Origin of the sequence: Jiangella gansuensis DSM 44835 (assembly GCF_000515395.1) — a bacterium.
GTDB lineage: Bacteria > Actinomycetota > Actinomycetes > Jiangellales > Jiangellaceae > Jiangella > Jiangella gansuensis.
In genome coordinates this window covers 2,408,419-2,426,107 of sequence record NZ_KI911782.1, presented here as the reverse complement: position 1 = coordinate 2,426,107, position 17,689 = coordinate 2,408,419, and the positions used below count along the sequence as shown (strand labels likewise).

At 69.4% G+C, this 17,689-nt stretch carries 16 protein-coding genes, 1 tRNA gene and 1 pseudogene; 5 read left to right on the top strand and 13 right to left on the bottom strand.

Going from position 1 to position 17,689, the window contains the following annotated elements:
• Positions 1-227: 227 nt before the first annotated feature.
• The gene (locus JIAGA_RS0111665) at positions 228-1,148 is read right to left on the bottom strand and encodes an aminoglycoside phosphotransferase family protein (protein ID WP_026875796.1); all 921 of its coding nucleotides are present in this window, start codon (positions 1,146-1,148) and stop codon (positions 228-230) included.
• A 193-nt stretch (positions 1,149-1,341) separates the two neighbouring features.
• On the opposite strand from JIAGA_RS0111665, the gene JIAGA_RS0111660 reads away from it, so the two are divergent.
• Entirely contained in the window at positions 1,342-1,743 is a 402-nt protein-coding gene (locus JIAGA_RS0111660; protein ID WP_026875795.1) for a nuclear transport factor 2 family protein, read from the top strand.
• Positions 1,744-1,862: 119 nt separating this feature from the next.
• Here the strand turns inward: JIAGA_RS0111660 and JIAGA_RS35630 are convergent, their stop codons facing one another.
• Both JIAGA_RS35630 and JIAGA_RS36115 read right to left on the bottom strand, forming a co-directional pair.
• Positions 1,863-2,255 carry a class I SAM-dependent methyltransferase gene (locus JIAGA_RS35630; protein ID WP_245597164.1) on the bottom strand — a complete coding sequence of 131 codons (393 nt, stop codon included), beginning with the start codon at positions 2,253-2,255 and terminating at the stop codon, positions 1,863-1,865.
• Between the two features lie 55 nt (positions 2,256-2,310).
• Positions 2,311-2,514, bottom strand: a pseudogene (locus JIAGA_RS36115) (methyltransferase); the annotation flags it as partial.
• Positions 2,515-2,719: 205 nt separating this feature from the next.
• On the opposite strand from JIAGA_RS36115, the gene JIAGA_RS33045 reads away from it, so the two are divergent.
• Positions 2,720-5,746 (top strand): polysaccharide lyase family 8 super-sandwich domain-containing protein, encoded by a 3,027-nt coding sequence (locus tag JIAGA_RS33045; protein ID WP_026875794.1) that lies wholly within the window; start codon positions 2,720-2,722, stop codon positions 5,744-5,746.
• Between the two features lie 330 nt (positions 5,747-6,076).
• On the opposite strand, the gene JIAGA_RS0111645 is transcribed toward JIAGA_RS33045, so the two are convergent.
• From JIAGA_RS0111645 to JIAGA_RS34515, 3 genes are all read right to left on the bottom strand, one after another.
• The gene (locus JIAGA_RS0111645; protein ID WP_026875793.1) at positions 6,077-9,121 is read right to left on the bottom strand and encodes an ATP-binding protein; all 3,045 of its coding nucleotides are present in this window, start codon (positions 9,119-9,121) and stop codon (positions 6,077-6,079) included.
• Between the two features lie 69 nt (positions 9,122-9,190).
• A complete protein-coding gene (locus JIAGA_RS0111640; protein WP_051425985.1) occupies positions 9,191-10,264 on the bottom strand; it encodes a class I SAM-dependent methyltransferase in 1,074 nt (357 codons plus the stop codon).
• Positions 10,265-10,364: 100 nt separating this feature from the next.
• Positions 10,365-11,054 carry a hypothetical protein gene (locus JIAGA_RS34515; protein ID WP_157553021.1) on the bottom strand — a complete coding sequence of 230 codons (690 nt, stop codon included), beginning with the start codon at positions 11,052-11,054 and terminating at the stop codon, positions 10,365-10,367.
• A gap of 11 nt (positions 11,055-11,065) precedes the next feature.
• Between JIAGA_RS34515 and JIAGA_RS0111630 the strand changes: the two genes are divergently transcribed.
• Entirely contained in the window at positions 11,066-11,494 is a 429-nt protein-coding gene (locus tag JIAGA_RS0111630) for a hypothetical protein (protein WP_026875790.1), read from the top strand.
• A 77-nt stretch (positions 11,495-11,571) separates the two neighbouring features.
• Here JIAGA_RS0111630 and JIAGA_RS0111625 read toward each other — a convergent pair.
• Together JIAGA_RS0111625 and JIAGA_RS34510 are read right to left on the bottom strand one after the other, a co-directional pair.
• Positions 11,572-11,645 (bottom strand) — tRNA-Pro (locus JIAGA_RS0111625).
• Between the two features lie 183 nt (positions 11,646-11,828).
• Positions 11,829-11,966: a hypothetical protein gene (locus JIAGA_RS34510; protein ID WP_157553018.1), complete on the bottom strand. Its 138-nt coding sequence runs from the start codon at positions 11,964-11,966 to the stop codon at positions 11,829-11,831.
• Between the two features lie 111 nt (positions 11,967-12,077).
• Here JIAGA_RS34510 and yczR point away from each other — a divergent pair, with 111 nt between their 5' ends.
• The gene (gene yczR, locus JIAGA_RS0111615; RefSeq protein WP_051425984.1) at positions 12,078-13,532 is read left to right on the top strand and encodes a MocR-like transcription factor YczR; all 1,455 of its coding nucleotides are present in this window, start codon (positions 12,078-12,080) and stop codon (positions 13,530-13,532) included.
• 32 nt (positions 13,533-13,564) lie between these two features.
• On the opposite strand, the gene JIAGA_RS0111610 is transcribed toward yczR, so the two are convergent.
• The 5 genes from JIAGA_RS0111610 to JIAGA_RS0111590 are packed head-to-tail and all read right to left on the bottom strand — an operon-like array spanning position 13,565 to position 17,274.
• On the bottom strand, positions 13,565-14,302 hold the full coding sequence (locus JIAGA_RS0111610; protein ID WP_026875788.1) for an ABC transporter permease: 738 nt from the start codon (positions 14,300-14,302) through the stop codon (positions 13,565-13,567).
• 28 nt (positions 14,303-14,330) lie between these two features.
• Positions 14,331-15,248 carry an ABC transporter ATP-binding protein gene (locus JIAGA_RS0111605; RefSeq protein ID WP_026875787.1) on the bottom strand — a complete coding sequence of 306 codons (918 nt, stop codon included), beginning with the start codon at positions 15,246-15,248 and terminating at the stop codon, positions 14,331-14,333.
• Between the two features lie 36 nt (positions 15,249-15,284).
• Positions 15,285-16,025, bottom strand: a complete 741-nt coding sequence (locus JIAGA_RS0111600; protein ID WP_026875786.1) for a hypothetical protein — start codon at positions 16,023-16,025, stop codon at positions 15,285-15,287.
• Complete coding sequence (locus JIAGA_RS0111595) at positions 16,022-16,909, bottom strand: ATP-binding cassette domain-containing protein (protein WP_026875785.1); 888 nt, start codon at positions 16,907-16,909, stop codon at positions 16,022-16,024. The genes JIAGA_RS0111600 and JIAGA_RS0111595 overlap by 4 nt, the downstream gene beginning before the upstream one ends.
• Positions 16,906-17,274, bottom strand: coding sequence for a GntR family transcriptional regulator (locus JIAGA_RS0111590; protein ID WP_026875784.1), 369 nt, complete (start codon positions 17,272-17,274; stop codon positions 16,906-16,908). Before JIAGA_RS0111590 ends, JIAGA_RS0111595 begins: the two co-directional genes overlap by 4 nt.
• Positions 17,275-17,427: 153 nt before the next feature.
• On the opposite strand from JIAGA_RS0111590, the gene JIAGA_RS0111585 reads away from it, so the two are divergent.
• On the top strand, positions 17,428-17,643 hold the full coding sequence (locus JIAGA_RS0111585; RefSeq protein ID WP_026875783.1) for a helix-hairpin-helix domain-containing protein: 216 nt from the start codon (positions 17,428-17,430) through the stop codon (positions 17,641-17,643).
• The last annotated feature ends 46 nt before the right edge of the window (positions 17,644-17,689 follow it).

The window sequence follows — 17,689 nt, the reverse complement described above, 5'->3', positions numbered from 1 at the left end:
ATGTGTTGGTGGTTCAGCAAATACGGCCATTGTCATCGAGGACCATCACGTCATTCGCGACCGCTGTCGACGTTACGGTCGCCGAGCCGTACCTCGAGGCCTTCCTGCCCGGGGATGAGCCGACCGCCGACATCCTTCGCCGTAGCGCAGGTCGGGCCGCACCAGCGTAGGTGGCCGGCAGCGGCTTGCCCCGGCTGCTCCGTGAAGGTCCTTCGGTGGTCAGCCGGTCAGTCCTGCAGTTCGTGGGTGGCGATGATCTGCTCGAGGACGGCGAACGTGTCCGCCGGCGGGCGCTCGCCGTCGTGCACTGCTCCGGCGCATCCGACCAACGCTTTCCAGAGCGCCCAGCCCTGTCCACGCAACCACGTGGCGTCATCGACACCCAGCCGCTCCCTGAACACCTGTCGGCTCTTGCCGGACAGCAGGGTCCAGGCGACCGCCAGATCACACGCCGGGTCACCGACTCCGCAGGTGCCGAAGTCGATGACGGCCGCGAGCACGCCGTCCTGCACCAGGAGGTTTCCGCTGGCCACGTCGCCGTGGAACCAGACCAGCCGACCGTCCCACGGCGCCTGCACCGCCCGCTCCCAAACGTCCGCTGCGGCGTCGGTTCGGATCACGCCGTCCAAGGTCGCCAGGGCTTGCCGAGCCATCTGGTCATACCTCGCCACGGGTCCGCCGCGGAACCAATTGTGCAGGCCCGGCTCTGGCCCGCCAGTTGGATCGATCCGCCGCAGACACACGAGAAACTCCGCGAGATCGATGGCGAACGCCGTCAGGTCCTCGATGACGGCGCGGCTCGCGGGCTCGCCGTCGAGCCATCCGTAGACCGACCAGCTGTGCGGGAAGCCTTCATCGGGGACGCCTCGAGCCAGCGGCTGCGGGACCGGCACCGGCAGCGCGGGAGCGAAGACCGGCAGCCATCGCTGCTCCTTCTCCACCGCCAGCGCGTACTCCTCGGCGGTCGGCAGCCGCACCAGCATGTCGTCGCCGAGCCGGAACGTGCAGTTGTCCCAGCCCTGCGCGTCGACCGGACGGACCCGCAGCCCGGACCACTGGGGGAACTGAGCAGCGATCAACCTGCGCACCAGCGCTGCGTCAGCCAGCTTCCGGTCGGGCACCGGCGGGACCTGTGGTGTCTTGTTCATCGGGGGCTGACGCTACGGCGACCGACCGAGGACCCGCAATCCGATTTCGCGTCGCACCCGAGTCGAAGCCGCAGGTGAGGGGACGGACGGCGCAGGTGTCGCGGACGGCGACGTGCACCGGTGCGATGAGAAGCACCGACCGCCGGAGTCTGTTCTGTCAGCGATACCGCGACGGCAGGAAGGGCACAGGACCATGACCGATGACCACGACAGCATCCGCGCGTTGATCACGCGATGGGCGGCCGCCGTACACGCCGGCGACCTGGACACAGTCCTGGCCGACCACGCCGACGACATTGTGATGTTCGATGTGCCGCCACCCAACGAGGGCGTTCGCGGCATCGACGCGTACAGCGCGACCTGGCCGCCGTTCTTCCAGTGGCAGGCGAATGGAGCCCTGTTCGAGATCGAGTCCTTGGACGTCACGGCGGGAACGGACGTGGCGTACGCGTTCGCGCTGCTGCGCTGCGGGACACCGGAGGAGCTATCCCGCGACCCCGCCAACCGGCTGCGCCTCACCCTCGGCTTGCGCAAGGAGCACGGCCGATGGGTCGTCGCCCACGAACACCACTCCTTCCCCGACGTCAGCCAGTGAGTCCTGTGGTGTGTCATGACGCTCGAGGCTCGCGACATGTTCTCTGCGAGGCGCGTCCTGATCTGCCGTCACGTCCTGGCCCTACGTCACGTTTCCGAGTCGGAAGCGGCCGTTCGGCGTTACGCAAAGCCAGGATGTGACCGGTACCGCGTAGCCCGCTGACCGACGGGCCCGCGTCGCTGAGCGAGGATCGTTCCCTGCCGCCGTGCACCCGGATCGGTCCGAGCGTGAGTGTCGGTCACCGCGAACCCCGCCCGCTCGACGTGCGACGACAGCAGGGCGATCGGCCAGTAGTACGCGGTCGTCACGGCATGGTCGAACGGCACGAGCTCAGGCCCTTCGAAGAAGCCGATGGCGAAGCCGCCGCCGGGCCGCACGCAGCGCGCGAACTCCGCCAACGCCACGTCGATCTGGACCGGGTCGGTGTGGATGAGTGAGTACCAGGAGAGGACACCGCCGAGGCTCGCGTCGTCGACGCCCAGCCGCTCTGCCTGGCCGATCCGGGAAGGCAACGTCCGGATAGCGTTGCCGAGCCGCGCTGATGAACTCCGGCGTGGGATCGAGACCCTCGATGTCCACGCCGTGCCCGGACAGGTAGTGCGTCCACTGACCGGGTCCGCAGCCGACGTCGATGATCCGCCCGTCGACACCTCGCGCCCACCTGAGGACGCAGTCGCGATCGAACTCCGCTGCGGCCTCGATGCCGCCGAACAGACTGATGTACTCCGCCGACCGCGCGCCGTATGCGTCACGAACCCCCGAAACCGACACGCAGCGATCCTATGGACGACCGGTCGACCGCGCGTGCCGACGCCAGACAATTAGATGCAAACGTTCGCCACGACGAGTCGCAGCGTGCTGCCGTTTCGAGCCGACCCTCGCCAAGCCGGGCCGCGTCGAGGGACGTCAGGATACTCGTCGCAACTATTGACACGCCGGAACGCGACGGGGCATTCTGTGCAAACGTTCGCATAACATGGCGTCCCTCGTCGAAACTCGGCGGCCGAAGGGGCGGGTCCACATCGACGGCGGCGAGGTAGCGATGCATGGTCACACCCCGGCAACGACCGCACACCAGCGCATCACCGCAGGAGGCTCCAATCCCGCTCGGCTGTCCCGGCGGCGCCTCATCCTGGGCACCAGTGCCATCGCTGCCGGGTTGGTCGTCACCCCGAGCGGCCTCCTCGCGCCGGCCACCGCCCGGGCAGCAACGGACGACCAGTACGACGCCCTGCGTGCCATCTGGGTCGACGTGCTCACTGGCGGCGACTTCGACGGCTCCGATCCCGACTTCGAAGCCGCGGTAGGCCGCATCGACGACGACGTGGCGTCCTCCATCGACCTGATCGATCGGTCCAGCGATCGGCCCGGCGTGTTCGTGGACATGCCGTACATCGAGGAAGACAGCTACGACGCGTCGGCGCGTATACCGCTCACGTTGGTCCGGCTCCAGCGGATGGCAGCGGCCTTCCGCACGCCGGGGTCACGCTTCGAGGGTGACCCCAACGTGCTCGCCGACGTCCTGGCCGGAATGGCGACGACCCACCAGCGGATCTTCTACGCCGGACGCTCCGAGTTCGGCAACTGGTACCACTGGGAGATCAGCGGCCCGAACGCCTTGATGAACACCTGTGCGCTGGTGTACGAGCACGTCCCCGCGGAGGCGTTGCAGCGCTACATCGAGACGGTCGACCATTTCATCCCTGACCCGCACTACCAGTACATCGATGAGCGTAAGAAGCCGTCGACCGGGTCCAACCGCATGTTGCTGTGCGAAGCAGTGGCGATCCGCGGAATCGTCGGCCGCGAAGAGGAACGCATCACTCGCGCACGGGACGGACTCACCGACGTGTTCGTCTACGCGAGCGACGGCGACGGCTTCTACCGCGACGGCTCGTACCTGTACCACGCGGGCCTCCCGTACACCGGCAGCTACGGCGTGACCTTCGTCGACCGGTTCGCCAACCAGCTGGCCCTGTACGCGGGCTCACCCTGGGACATCGGGAGCGCCGAGCGGGAGTTCGCGTTCAACACCGTCGATCTCATGCTGTCGCCGGTGGTCTACGACAACCTGCTCATGGACAGCATCCGGGGCCGGTCGATCTCTCGCGCCACGGGCGACCACGGCGGCGGTCACCACGTGTCGGAGATCGTCCTCCGGCTGGCGCAGGCGGCCGACGACGAGACCGCCGCGCGCTGGCGTGCCATGGTCAAGGGCTGGATCGAGCGCGACACCCACGACGACCCGCTGAGCGACGCCTCGGTCCCGCGACTGGCCCTGTTCAAGGAACTGCTGGAAGACACGTCCGTACAGCCGGCATCGGAACCGGTCAACCACAAGTCGTTTGCCCAGATGGCTCGCGCCGTCCACCGTCGGCCCGGCTGGGCGTACGCGATCGCCATGTGCAGCGCGCGAGTCGGCCGCTTCGAGGTCGTCAACGGGGAGAACCTCAAGGCCTGGCACACCAGCGACGGCATGACGTACCTGTACAACGCGGACAACGGCCAGTTCATGGACGGCTTCTGGCCGACGGTCGATCCGAACCGCCTACCCGGCATCACTGTCGACACGCGCCGGCTGAGCCAGCTGGCCGGAAGCGGGTCGCGGCCGGACACCCGATGGGTCGGCGGTTCGGTGCTCGAGAACGAATTCGCCGCGGTCGGCATGGAGCTCAATGCCCTGGAATCGTCCTTGCGGGCCAAGAAGTCCTGGTTCTGTCTGGACGACCGCGTCGTCGCCCTCGGTGCGGGGATCACCGGCGGCGGCGGCCACTACGCCGAGGCCGTCGCCGACGCCCATGTCAACGCGGGCAGCCAGGCCGACGACAACTTCGGCTCCGACAGGCGGCTGCTCGTTCAGCAGGGCAGCCCGGACGTCACCAGCGAAGCCTACTTCTCCTTCGACCTCTCCGACCTGCCGTCAGAGGTCGTCTCGGCCAGCCTCCACGTGTACGCGCAGTTGGAGGACTCCGACGGCAACGAGGCCGGCATCGACGCGCACGGCGTCCTCGAAACCTGGGACGAATCCACGCTGACCTGGAACACCAAGCCGGCCACCGGCCCCCGGCTCGGCTCCGCGCAGGTGAACGAGCACCGCCAGTGGCGGGTCATCGACGTCACGTCGCACGTCCTCGAACAGCTCACCGCCGGCGCCGACCGAGTCAGCCTCGCCCTCAGGCAAGACCCGGCGGGCGCCGGGCACAGTGTCTGGATCGCCAGCCGCGAGTTCAGCTCGTACTCGTACGACCCGTTCCTCTACCTGACTCTCGCCGAGCCGACCGAAACGGTCGAGACGGTCGTCGAGAATCGCAACCTGCACGCGGACGGCACGAACACGCTCACAGTCGACGGCGAACGGCAGCCGGCAACCCTGGGGTGGAAAGCGGCGTTCGACGATGCTCGCTGGGCCCACATCGAGGGTGTCGGCGGCTATCTGTTCCCAGGCGGGGCGACGCTGCACGCGCTGCGCGAGGAACGGACCGGCAGCTGGCGCGACATCAACGTCGTCGAATCCCCCGACCCCATGACCCGTCGCTACCTCACGTTGTGGTTCGACCACGGCGCCGACCCCGACGCGGCATCGTACGCGTACGTCCTGCTTCCCGGGATCTCAGCGGAACGCACGGCAGAGATCGCGGCCGACCCGGGAATCGAGATCGTCGCCAACGCAGACGACGCACAGACCGTTCGGGTACCGCGCTTGGGAATCGTGGCCACGAACTTCTGGCGCGCCGGCTCGGCTCGCGGCGTCACCGTCGACCAGCCCTGCTCGATCATGATCCGAGAGAGGGCCGGCACCCTCACGGTCGCGGTCTCCGATCCCACTCACCTCCAGGATTCGTTGTCCATCGAGGTGCGTCGCGCCGGATATCACGGCTGGTCCAGCGATGAAACGGTGACCGTGGAGGGCACCCATGGCGCCATCCGGCTCCGGGTCGACACCAGCGGCTCGGACGGGTCCACACATCAGGTGACGTTCCACCGCTCCCCACCCCGCAACTGATGGCGTGACTGAGAACGGATGGCGCCGGCACCCCTGCTGATCAAAGCTGGGTTGAACTGATGACGAAGCTCGGCCACCCGGATCTGGTGCAGCATGGTCTCCCGGAGCCAGAACGGCGAACCACCGATGTTTTGGTCGCAATGGCAAGGCCTCATCTGGTCCGCAGCCCGTAACGACGGAGGCTGGCGCCCCTACGACGGCGGCGGCGTGCACGATCCAGAGTCGCCGACTGGCGGTCACTACAATCACCTGCACATCACCGTCCGTTGATAACGTCGGCGCATTCAGGCCCCGGCCGCATTGCTGTAGGGGTCTGATCGGCGGCTTCTCTCACCGGCCGGACCGCCATCGGATCGGATGCTCAGGTGAGTAGGTGCACCAGGTTCCGGTCTGCACCGTGGTACGCAGGTGTTCCCCGAGTTCCGGGATGGCCCGGTCGACGCGGTCGATCGCATCGCGGATCCGTGCGGTGACGGCTTTGCGAGCGCGCTCGCTTTCGTCGCCGAGTCTGCGGTCGCGGCCACCGAGGCCTACGGCGGCAGACAACTGGGCGATGAGCGCATCTCGTTCGTCGTGGGCCTGCTCGGCGCGGTAGGTGTCGTTGTCGGCCTCGGCCTCGTCGATATCGGTCTCCAGGTCGGCCAGTCGCCTGCGATAGGCGTTCTTGGCCTGCTCGTCGAGCACCTCGTCGGCGCCGCCGCGGGGCGGTCGGCCGGTGTGGAGCTGCACCGCGTGCACGGCCTCGCCGGGCTGCGCGAGCAGCACCGCGAGGTCGTGGAGTCCCTTGCGATCCGGCAGGTGTGCCTCGGTGCCGTGGAACGTGATGGTCCAGGTGTCCCCGTCGCGGCGGAACAGGCAGGTGTGTGTCCACTCCTGCCTGCGGCACGCCGCGGCCAGTTCGCTGCTGCGCTGCGCCCATGCCGGTGCCCCGAGTTTGCGGTGCAGGTCGGTTGCGGTGCCGAAGCTGGCTCGGGCCTCGTCGAGCCTGCCGAGCGACTGCGCCAACATCCCGAGGTAAAGTTCGACCGCACCGAAGTATGACGCGCAGCCACCCACGACGATGTGCGTGCCCGCGTAGTCGGTCATCCGCTCGTGCAGCCGTGCCCGCTGCTCGTCGGTGCCTGCGGTGACGAGCGCCTCGGTGAGGAATGCCAGCATCTCCAGGTCGTGCATGTAGTTGAGGGTGTCGACCGGTAGCCGGGATAGTGTCACCCGGGCCCCGTCAATGTCGCCGGCCGTGATCTGGGTGATCGCCTCGCCGAGCGGGATGTCGGACCACGGGTCGGACGCGATCTCGGTGAACGTGTGCCAGTCGCCGGTGGCCCGCCGCACCGCCCAGCTCAGTGTCTCGTGGACGCCGTAGGCGTCCGGCTCGCCGATCTCCAGGCCGAGGCGCAGGGCTTTGTCCGCGAGGTCCTTGGCGTCGGACAGGTTGCCCGCCAACAGGGCGAGGGTGGACCGGCGGGTCAGTCCGCCGTACCGGGCGCGGGCATGCCGCAGCCGTTCACAGTGGCGGCAGTAGGCGTCCAACTCGGCCAGACCCTCCGGGTCGCCGAGCTCGATCAGGGCCGTCGCGCGCAGCAGCCGGGCCTGCGCGCGCAGGTCGCCGTCGCCCGCCTGCTGTGCCGCGGCGAGCATCTCATCGACGATCGGCAGCCGGGTGGCGGCCGTCGCGGCGCGCCAACTCGCGTCGTGTAGCGCGAGCAGGCAGAACGCCAGGGTGGCGGCATCTCCCGTCTTCCTTGCGGTGGCGACGGCGTCCTCGGCCAGCACGCGGGCTTGTTGCCAGTCCTGCTGCTCGGCTCGCGCGTGGTAAAGGTCGCGGGCCAGCGCGGCGAGGGCCCGCGCCCGCAGCGCGGTCGGTTCACCGGGCAAGGCGTCCACCGCCTCGGTGAGCAGGGCGATCGCCTCGGCGTGGTCCTGGCGCCAGCCCAGAGCATGTAACCCGAGTGCCGCCGCCGCGATGCCTTCCGCGTCGCCAAGGGTCCTGGCCGTCGCGGCGGCCTGCCGGTACGCGTCGCGATCCGCCGGGGAGTGCCCCGCCAGGGTGTGGGTGTCGGCGAGCAGCAGGACCAGCTCGAGGCGGGCAGCCGGGTCGGGGTCGGCCGTTCGGTCGAGGGCGGCCAGGGCACGCTGGTAGTGCTCGCACGACTCCTCGAAGGCGAGCCGGGATCGCGCCTCCGCCCCTGCTGCCATTGCGTAGCGCACGGCGTCGGCGGGTGCGGTGGTGACGGCGGCGTAGAAGTGGGCGGCCAGCTCGGCGGGATGTACCGGAATGCCTTCGGCGCCCAACGCTTCCAACGCGCGCCCGGCTGCCAGGTGCAGCCTGATCCGGTGTTCGGCCGCCAGTCCCGCCACCAGGGTCTCGCGGAACAGGTCGTGGGAGAACCGGAACGGTCCGGCGTGGGTTGGTGGTTCGGCGAGGACGCGGGCGGTGACGGCCTCGTCGAGCAGGACGTTGAGCTGGTCCGGCTCGTCCACGAACCGCGCCACCACCTCCAGCCGGATCTCCGGCCCGATAACGGCGGCGGCGGTGAGCAGGTCGGCACACGGTTGGGACAGCCGCGCCAGCTTGCGCTCGAGGATGTCGCGGACGGTGTCGAGCAGGGCGGACGGCGACCGCTCCATTCCACGATAGCCGCCCTGCGCTACGAGCAGCCGCGTCAACTCCCGCACCAGGAACGGGTTCCCTCCGGTGCGCCGCCACACGTCGTCGATGACCGAAGGAGAAGGTTCGTTCGGACTCATCGTGCGCATGAGTGCGGCGACGTCGTGCTTGGGCAGCCCGAACAACGGCACACGTTCGCTTGTCCCGGCGAGCTTGCGCAGCTGCTCCCCGGCATCCTCGTCCCGATAGGCGCCGAGCAGGAGAACCGGACGGCTGGCGAGGTGCCGGGTGGCGAACTCCAGCAGGCGCAGCGAACCGGGGTCCGCCCACTGCAGGTCATCTATGACGACCACGACCGGACTCCGCTCGGCAAGCCCGGTGAGGAAGGAGACCACCGCGTCGAACAGCCGGAACCGCGCGTCGGCGGGTTCGCCCGCGCTCGGTGCCGATACTCGCTCGCCCGGGAGCAGCATGTGTGCCTCGCCCGGATCGCCACCGGCCGCGATGCCCGCCCGCAACACCTGGACCCACGCCCAGTATGCCGGTGCGCCGTCGCCCTCCCAGCATTGGGCGGGGAGTACGACGGCGCCGCCGGCCGTCGCCTCGGCGGCAGCCTCTGCCAGCAGCTTCGTCTTGCCGATGCCGGGTTCGCCCGTGACGAGCAGCAACCGGCCGCTGCCGCGTGCCACGGCCCCGGTCGCGGCACGTAGCGAGGCCAGCGCCGGGTCGCGCCCGACCAGGCGCTGTGGGTCCGCTCTGGCTGCCACGACGTGATTGTCCTCCTTAGGCGCGTGTGCCGGGAAGATTGGCCAGTGCAGCCGCCGACGTGACGAGGGTCAGCCCCGCAGTTCGAGGAGCAGGTTGAACGGGGCCTCGACATCGACTCGGCTGATGCTGGTGAATCCAGCCTCCCGCGCGACCTCAGTCAGCCGGGCAGGACCGGGCGCGGTGCCGAGCGGGTCCGCGGCGCCTTGCGAGAGGGCGTTGGGGGTGCAGACCAGTGCGGAGGACGCGTAGAACAGCCTGCCCATCGGGGTCAGGTTGTCCTCCAGCCGGTCGGCAGCGGCGAACTCCACCAGCAGCACCGCGCCATCCTCGGCGAGTGCTTCGCGGGTGTGGCGCAGTGCCCCGAGCGGGTCGCCGAGGTCGTGGAACGTGTCGACGAACAGCACGAGGTCGTACCTCGCGCCCGGGTAGGCGGCGGCGTCGGCGACATCGAACATCACCCGGTCGGCCACGCCGGCGGCTGCGGCGGCCTTGCGGGCCTGCGCGATCGAGGCGTCGTGGTAGTCGAACCCGGTGCACCGCGAGTTCGGGTAGGCCTGGGCGAGGCCGATCAACGGTGCGCCGTACCCGCAGCCGATGTCGGCCACCGACGCACCGGTGCGCAGCTTGTCCGCGACGCCGTCGAGCGCGGGGATCCACTCGGACACCAGTGCCGGGACCACCTCGGCGCGGGTGGCGAGGTCCATGCCGTGCCAGTGCTGGGCCGACCGCTGGTGCCAGCCGACACCCCCGCCGGAGCGGAAGGCCTCCTCGACCATGGTGTTGTCGCCTGCCATCGCAGTGAGCATGCTGGCGAAGCCGCCGACGATCCCGGACTGCACGTCGTCGGCCAGGACCGCGGCAGCCGCCGGTGGTAGTGCGAACCTGCCGGTCTGCGGGTCGTAGTCGACGTACCCCGAGGCGGCCTGGTGCTTGAGCCATTCCCGGGCGTACGGCTGCGCGACGCCCGACCGGGTGGAGACGTCCGCAGGGGTGAGCCACCCGCCACCGGACATCGCCTTCCACAGACCGGTCTTGATGCCGATGTGGGTCATCTGCAACCCGGCGGTGGCCGCCAGGTCGTTCAGTAGCTTGCCCATCAGCTCTTCGATCTGAGCCGGGTCCACAGTCATCTGCGCGGTCATCGATGTCTCCTTGTCGTCTGGTGCTGTCACCTGAAGAGGCGCCAGATTTGAGCTAGCGGCCGCCAGCCAGGGCCTGCGGCACCCTCTGCGCCACACTGCGTCAGTGCGGTGACCGCTGGACGGGCGCAGCTGCCGCGGCGTCGTGGCTCGACCTGTCCCTGCGCGCCTGCCCGGCGATCAGTTGCGCCAGCCCGCGGATGCCGATCAGCCGGATGACGGTGCGCGGCGACATGAGCTGCTGGATCGGGACCGCGCCGGTGAGGACGCCGAGGAAGAAGCTGGTGTCCTCCTGGGTCTGCGACAACGCCTGGAACAGCGAGTTCTCGCCCTTGCTGGGTGCCTCCAGCTGGGCGAGCTGTGCGGTGAAGTCATCCATCGGCGTGGTGGCGCGGTCGCGTTCCTTGTGATACTTGGCAAAGGCCTTGTCGAGCCGACGCTCCCCGCGGAGGCCCGAGGCGACGGCGTACGCGAGCAACTCGGCATCGCGAAAGCGCGTCACTGTTGCCGCGCCCGGTGATGGGGTCCATCGCCAGCCCGGCGTCGCCGACCAGTGCCCATCCCGGCCCGTATGGCGTACGGAAGTAGGCGGGCAGGTCGGGGCTGCCGCGGAATGGTTCCGCTCGTAGCCGCTCGCCAACGCCGATCGCGTCGAAGGTCCGCCGGAGTTGCTCTCGAGGTCACCGCGGAACTCGTCGAAACGCGCCACGGGCCAGGCCAGATAGCTCAACGTGAGCCCGTTGGTGGTCGGCCACAGCGCCAGCGAACATCCTTGCCGGCCGTAGTTCAACACGTCGACCCGGCGTGGGAGACCGCCGCGGGGGCAAGGCGGCCCAACTGCTGGAGGAACTCGGACACACCGTCGAGGAAGCCTCGCCTGACGGGCTCGACCACCCCGCCTACGGTGATGCGCTGGGCACCCATTATCGCGCGTTCTGCAGGTGGATCATCGGCTACTGGTGCCGCAAGCTGAGCAGGGAGCCGGCGGACGGGGAGATCGAGCCTCAGACCCGCGCGTATTGGGAGTCGGCGAAACGGGTCAGCGCCGACGAGTATCTGATCACGGCCGGACTGATCTACCGCGTCATCGACGAGTGGGAAGAGCAGGGCCTCGGCCGCTCGACGATCAAGAACAGCGTCGCGGCCCTCGTCCTGGTGCTCAACGAAGCCAAGCGTGACGAGCCGGCGAGTCGTTCTCGTCCTGGTGGCCGGATCTGGTCCGTCGCGGCCTAGGCTGACGATCATCAAGGGAGGTGATGCGGCAAGAGAAAACCCCCGTTGACCTGTGTCAACGAGGGTTCGTGGTTGAGTCGGGCTGACAGGATTTGAACCTGCGACCCCTTGACCCCCAGTCAAGTGCGCTACCAAGCTGCGCCACAGCCCGTGGCTTGCTCCACCGTTCCCGGCGAGGCGTGAATAGTGTAGCGCCTTCGCGGCCGGTGTCCGTTCAGGGCTCCACTGCCTGGGACGCGAGCCGCGACACTCCTCCAGGCGTCTTCCCGCTCCCCGGGGCAAGCATCCCTGGTGGAGCGGGAAGCCCCCAACGCAACGTGATCGTTTCCGGTTCCTACGGGGAAGGGTGGCGGCTGTTGTAGGTCGGGCGGACGGGCTGTGGTCCGGTCAGGTCGCGGCGCACCACCAACCCGGCCATGATCACCACGGCGACCATGGCCGCCACCAGGACACCAACAATGACGATCGACACGACCGGTCACCCCCATCCCCGACACGGCACCCACGACACGGACGCCCTCTGGACTCATTTCACAGCAGTCCACTCTGGAAGCCAAGATGCCAATCGTGGAATAGTGGACTGATGCAGCCTCCAGTCATCCGCGGTCGCATCGGTCCACGCACGTTGAACGACCTCCTCGGCACGTGGGACACCGGCGGCCAGAGTGCGTACGAGGCGCTCGCGGACCGGCTCCGGCTGCTCATCATCGACGGGCGCATCCCGACGGGGACACGGCTGCCGGCGGAGCGGGAGCTGGCGGAGACCCTGGGGCGCAGCCGGACCACCATCGTGTCGGCGTATCGGCGGCTGCGCGATTCCGGTCACCTGGTCAGCATCCGCGGCTCGGGCAGCGCCACCACGCTGCCGCCGGCCGCGGCACCACCCACGCACACCGGGCCGCTCGATCGCGTCGTCGACCTCGCGCGCGCTGCCCCCGCGCCCGCCCCGGAGATGGAGGCGATCGTCCAGCGCGCGGCGAGCAGGATCGGCGCGGTGTTGACGAGGACGGGGTACGACCTGGTCGGCAGCCCCGACCTGCGGGAGCGGATCGCGCGGCACTACGCCGACCGCGGGCTGCCCACCAGTGCTGATCAGATCATGGTCACGCTCGGCGCGCAGCACGCCATCGCGCTGGTGGCGCGGACGTTGATCCGCCCGGCCGACCGGGTGCTCGTGGAGTCGCCGACCTACCCGCACGCGCTCGAGGCGTTCCAGGTTGCGGGTGGGCGGCTGGTGACCACGCCGGTGACGACGCGGGGCTGGGACGTCGACCACCTGCGCGCCACGTTGGAGCGGGTCCGCCCGGCCTTGGCATACCTGGTGCCGGACTTCCAGAACCCGACCGGCGCGTCCATGCCGCCGGACCAGCGCGACGAGGTGCTGCGGGCCGTGCGGCGCACCGGCACCGTCATCGTCGTCGACGAGACGACCGCCGACCTCGATCTCGAGCGCGGTTGGACCGACGTCCCGCTCGCGGCCCGCGCCGAGGCGCACGGCCATCCGAGCATCGTGACGCTCGGGTCGTTGGGCAAGAGCGTGTGGGGCGGCCTGCGCATCGGCTGGATCCGCGCCGACGCCGACGTGCTGCGGTCGCTGCACAGCGCCCGCTATGCCGGTGACCTCGGCACCCCTGAGTTGGAGCAACTGGTCGCGCTGGAGGTGTTCGACGAGTATCCGGCGCTGATCGGGCAGCGCACCGCCCAGTTGCGCCACCAGCGCGACATCCTGGTGGCGCAGCTGAAGGAGCACCTGCCCAGGTGGGAGGTACCGACCCCCGACGGCGGCGCCTCGCTGTGGGTGGGTCTGGGCGCGCCCATCAGTTCGGCTCTGGCGCTGTTCGGCCTCACCCGAGGGGTGAACATCATCGCTGGGCCGCGGTTCGGCACCGACGGCGCGTTCGAGCGGTTCCTGCGGGTCCCGTTCTCCCTGGGCGCGGACGAACTGGTGCGTGGCGTCCGGGCGCTCGCCGACACACAGCGGTCGTTGCCGGCGCCTCCGCTCCCGGCAACGACCGCCCAGCTGGCCGACGTCGTCTGATCAGACGAGCACAGCCCACTCAGCCGGAACACTCACTCCCAGCGGAACACCTTGGCCGCGAGGGCGCCGGTCACCAGCGTCGCCACCACCAGGGCGAGCAGGTTGGTCGTGTCGGGCCAGCCGCCGTCCCAGGCCTTCTGCATCGCCTCCATGCCGGCGCCGAGCGGGCTGACGTCGCGCACCGGCCGAGCCCACGACGGCATCAGGTCGCCCGGGGTCCAGACGCCGGCGAAGAACATGCTCGGGAAGAACAGCAGCATGCCGAGCGACGTCGCCGCCTTACCGGTCGGGGCGAGCGCCGCCACCAGCAGGCCGAGACCGAACAGGGCGCTGGAGGTCAGGACGAACGCGACGAGGAAGCCCGCCGCGTTGCCGGGGGTGCCGAGGTCGAAGGCCGCCGCGGCGAGCACCAGCACCAGGACCGCGGCGACGACGGCGGCGGCCAGGTTGACCAGCAACTGGGCTGCCAGCACGTTGCCCGGATGCACCGGTGTCGTGGACAGCCGGCGCAGGATCCCCTTCTCGCGGTAGGTGGCCAGAACGGTCGGCAGGACGCTGAGCGCGAGCAGCGCGATCGACAGCGAGAGCGCCATCACCGGCAGGAACGCCTCGCTGACGTTGTTGTCGCCGCCGCCGTCGTCCTGCCCCATGCCGATCGATCCGAACACCACCATCAGGCCGATCGGCAGCGCGAACGCCATGACGGCCGAGGTGGTGTCGCGGAGGAAGAGCTTGTACTCGACGTTGGTGATCTTGGTGAGCGTGGACATGCGGAGTTCTCCTCCCGGGGAGACGGGGTCAGGCGGGCTCGGGGTCCAGCGCGCGGCCGGTGAGCGCGACGAACGCGTCCTCGAGGCTCGCCTGGTCCATCCGCAGCTCGGCGGCGACGACGTCGTGCGCGGCCAGCGCGGTGATGACGGTGTAGGGCAGGTTGCCGGTGCCGGTGACGACGACGTGCGCACCGTCGCGAGCCACCTCGGTGACGTCCGGCAGGTCGGCGAGCACGCGCTCGTCCAGCGGCGCCGACGGGCGGAAGCGCAGCGTCTGCTCGCTGGCGACCCGCCCGATCAGGCCGGCCGGACTGTCGATCGCGGCCACGCGGCCACCGTCGATCAGGGCCAGCCGGTCGCACAGCCGCTCGGCCTCGTCCATGAAGTGGGTGACGAGCACGATGGTGACGCCGCGGTCGCGGACGTTCTCGACCAGCTGCCAGGTGTCGCGGCGGGCCTGCGGGTCCAGGCCGGTGGTCAGCTCGTCCAGCACGGCGATCTTCGGGTTGCCGACCAGCGCCAGGGCGATCGACAGCCGCTGCTTCTGCCCGCCGGAGAGCTTCTCGAACCGGGTGCCGCGCTTCTCCGTCAGCCCGAGGTCGGCCAGCAGCGCCGCCGGGTCGGCCGGGTTCTCGTAGAACGACGCGTACAGGTCCAGCGCCTCGGCGACGGTGATGTTGTCCGGCAGCTCGCTCTCCTGCAACTGGGCGCCGACGAGTTCGCGGACCTTTCGGCGCTCGCCGATCGGGTCGAGGCCGAGGACGGTGACGGAACCGCCGTCGGGCTTGCGCAGCCCTTCGATGCACTCGACCGTGGTGGTCTTGCCGGCGCCGTTCGGGCCGAGGATGCCGAAGATCTCGCCTTCCTCGACGCTGAACGAGACGTCGTCGACCGCGACGGTGGATCCGTAGCGCTTGTGCAGGTTGGTCACCTCGATGACCGGCATGGCGATGTCCTTTCGAAGCTGGGAGTGGAGGTGCCGTCAGGCTTTCTGCGGGCGGATGTCGGTGGTGCGCACGAACCGCTGGATCCCGGCCAGGGTGACCGCCAGGACCACCAGCGACGACGTGATCGCCAGCCAGGTGGGCGGTCGCCCGAGACCCATGGCATCCAGAGCGGCGCCGGCCCAGCCGACCGCCATGAGCGCCTCGACGGCGAGCAGCGGGATCAGCAGCAGCGGCAGGGCGAGAGTCGGGCCGAACCAGCCGAAGCGGTAGTAGGCCGAGCCGATCAGCCAGCCGCAGGCGACATTGCCGGCGACGACGATCCAGACCTCCGGAATCACGACCCAGAACTGGTAGCCGTGGTCGAACAGGTGCGGGGTCGTGTAGGTGGGCGCATCGCCGGCGAGCTGAAAGGCCCAGTACTCCACCAGGTACCCGACCGCCTCCATCAGCGCCATGACACCGGAGATGCCGACCACCACGATCATGGCGGCGTAGCCGAAGGTCCGCCGGGTCAGCCCGGACGCGACCGCGACCGGTAGGTAGATACCGGTCAGCATGATGCCGAGGGAGAGCGGGAAGTACCGCGTCGCGTACTGCGAGTTCTCCCACACGCTGTCCACGGAACCCGGGTCCCGGTACGCCACGACGAGGACGCCGATCACCGCGAACGCCACGAGGATGATCAGGACGAACCAGAACACCGTCCACCGGAAGCCGTGCCCGATGTCCCGGGCGACGACCCGCGTCCGCTGGAGCACGGTCGTGGACGCGCTCATGCCGAGCCTCCCTTCGTGAGGTGGACGAAGAGGTCCTGCAGAGCTACCGGCGACAGCTCCAGCCCCCAGTCGGCGGCGACGCGGCGGGCGTCGTTGCCGATCTCGCCGTAGACGGTGACGGACTTCGTGCCCCCCAGGCGCTGCTCACCGAGCACCGTCATGCCGGCGGTGAAGTCGTCGACCGCCTCGGCCGGGCCGATGACGGCGGCGCCGCGCATCCGTAGCGTCTCGGTGTCCTCGTGCGCGATGAGGCGGCCCTGGTCGATGATGACGACCTCCTCGAACAACTGCGCGACCTCCTCGATGAGGTGCGTGGACAGGATGATGGTGCGCGGATGTTCCATGTAGTCCTCGAGCAGCGCGTCGTAGAAGGCGTAGCGCGACGGCGCGTCCATGCCGAGATACGACTCGTCGAACATGGTGAGCGGGGCACGGCTGGCCATGCCGATGGTGATGCCGACCGCCGAACGCTGGCCGCGCGACAGCTTGCTCACCCGGCGCCGGCCCGTGAGCTGGAACCGCTCCATCAGGCGCTCCGCCAGCTCCGCGTCCCAGTTCGGCCGCAGCAGCGCGTTCCGGCGCATGATGTTGGCGACCGCGTCGCTGTCGGCGACGACGTCGCCGGACTCGCGGATGAAGCAGATCTGCTGGGTGATCCGTTCGTTCTCGAACGGGACCTCGCCGTCGATGAGGACCTGGCCCTCGCGGACCCGCCGGAACGCCGCGATCTGCGACAGCAGGGTGGTCTTGCCCGACCCGTTGCGCCCGAGCAGCCCGTAGATCTTGCCGCCCTCCAGCCGCAGGTCGAGGCCGTCGATCGCGGTGACGTCGGGGGGATACCGGACCGTCAGGCCCGTGATGTCGATGCCGATGCCGATGCTCACGCCGGCTCACCGCCTTTCATCGCCTGGATGCGCTCGACGACGTCCTCCAGCGGGATGCCGATGACCCGCGCCTCGGCGACCATCGGCTCGACGACGTCGGCGAAGAACCGCTCGCGACGCTGACCCAGCAGCGCCTGTCGGGCGTCCGGGCTGACGAACATGCCGATGCCTCGCCGCTTGTAGAGGACGCCTTCGTCGACCAACTGCTGGAAGCCCTTGGCGGCGGTGGCCGGGTTGATCCGGTAGTACGCCGCGTACTGGTTCGTGGACATCACCTGCTCGTCAGCTCCCAACGCGCCGCTGAGGATGTCGTTCTTGATGGCCTCCGCGATCTGGTGGTAGATCGGGCTCCGGTCGTCGAACATGCGCACCCCCTTCGGTTCCTAGGTTCGTTACTTGAGTAATGAACCGTAGCACCGAAGAAGTTGCGGCCGCAAAACGAGTCCCGGAGAGTGTCGGTGGCGGTCCCTACCATGAGCCGCACGAGCAGCCGCGAGCCCACGCAGGAGGACCGGAGCATGACGACACCCGACGCCGCGCCGCCGACGGAGTTCCCCCATGGCATCGGCAAGGTCGCCACGCGCGAACTGGCGCTCAACGGCTACACGACGTACGAGCAGCTGACCCGGGTGCCGGCCACGGAACTCCTGGCCATCCACGGCATCGGGCCCAAGGCGATCCGCATCCTGGGCGGGGAACTGGCCGCGCGCGGTCTCGCCTTCGCCGACGGGTAACCCTGCGGCCCCGGCGCCGCTAGCGCAGCCGCCCACTCCGGGCGGG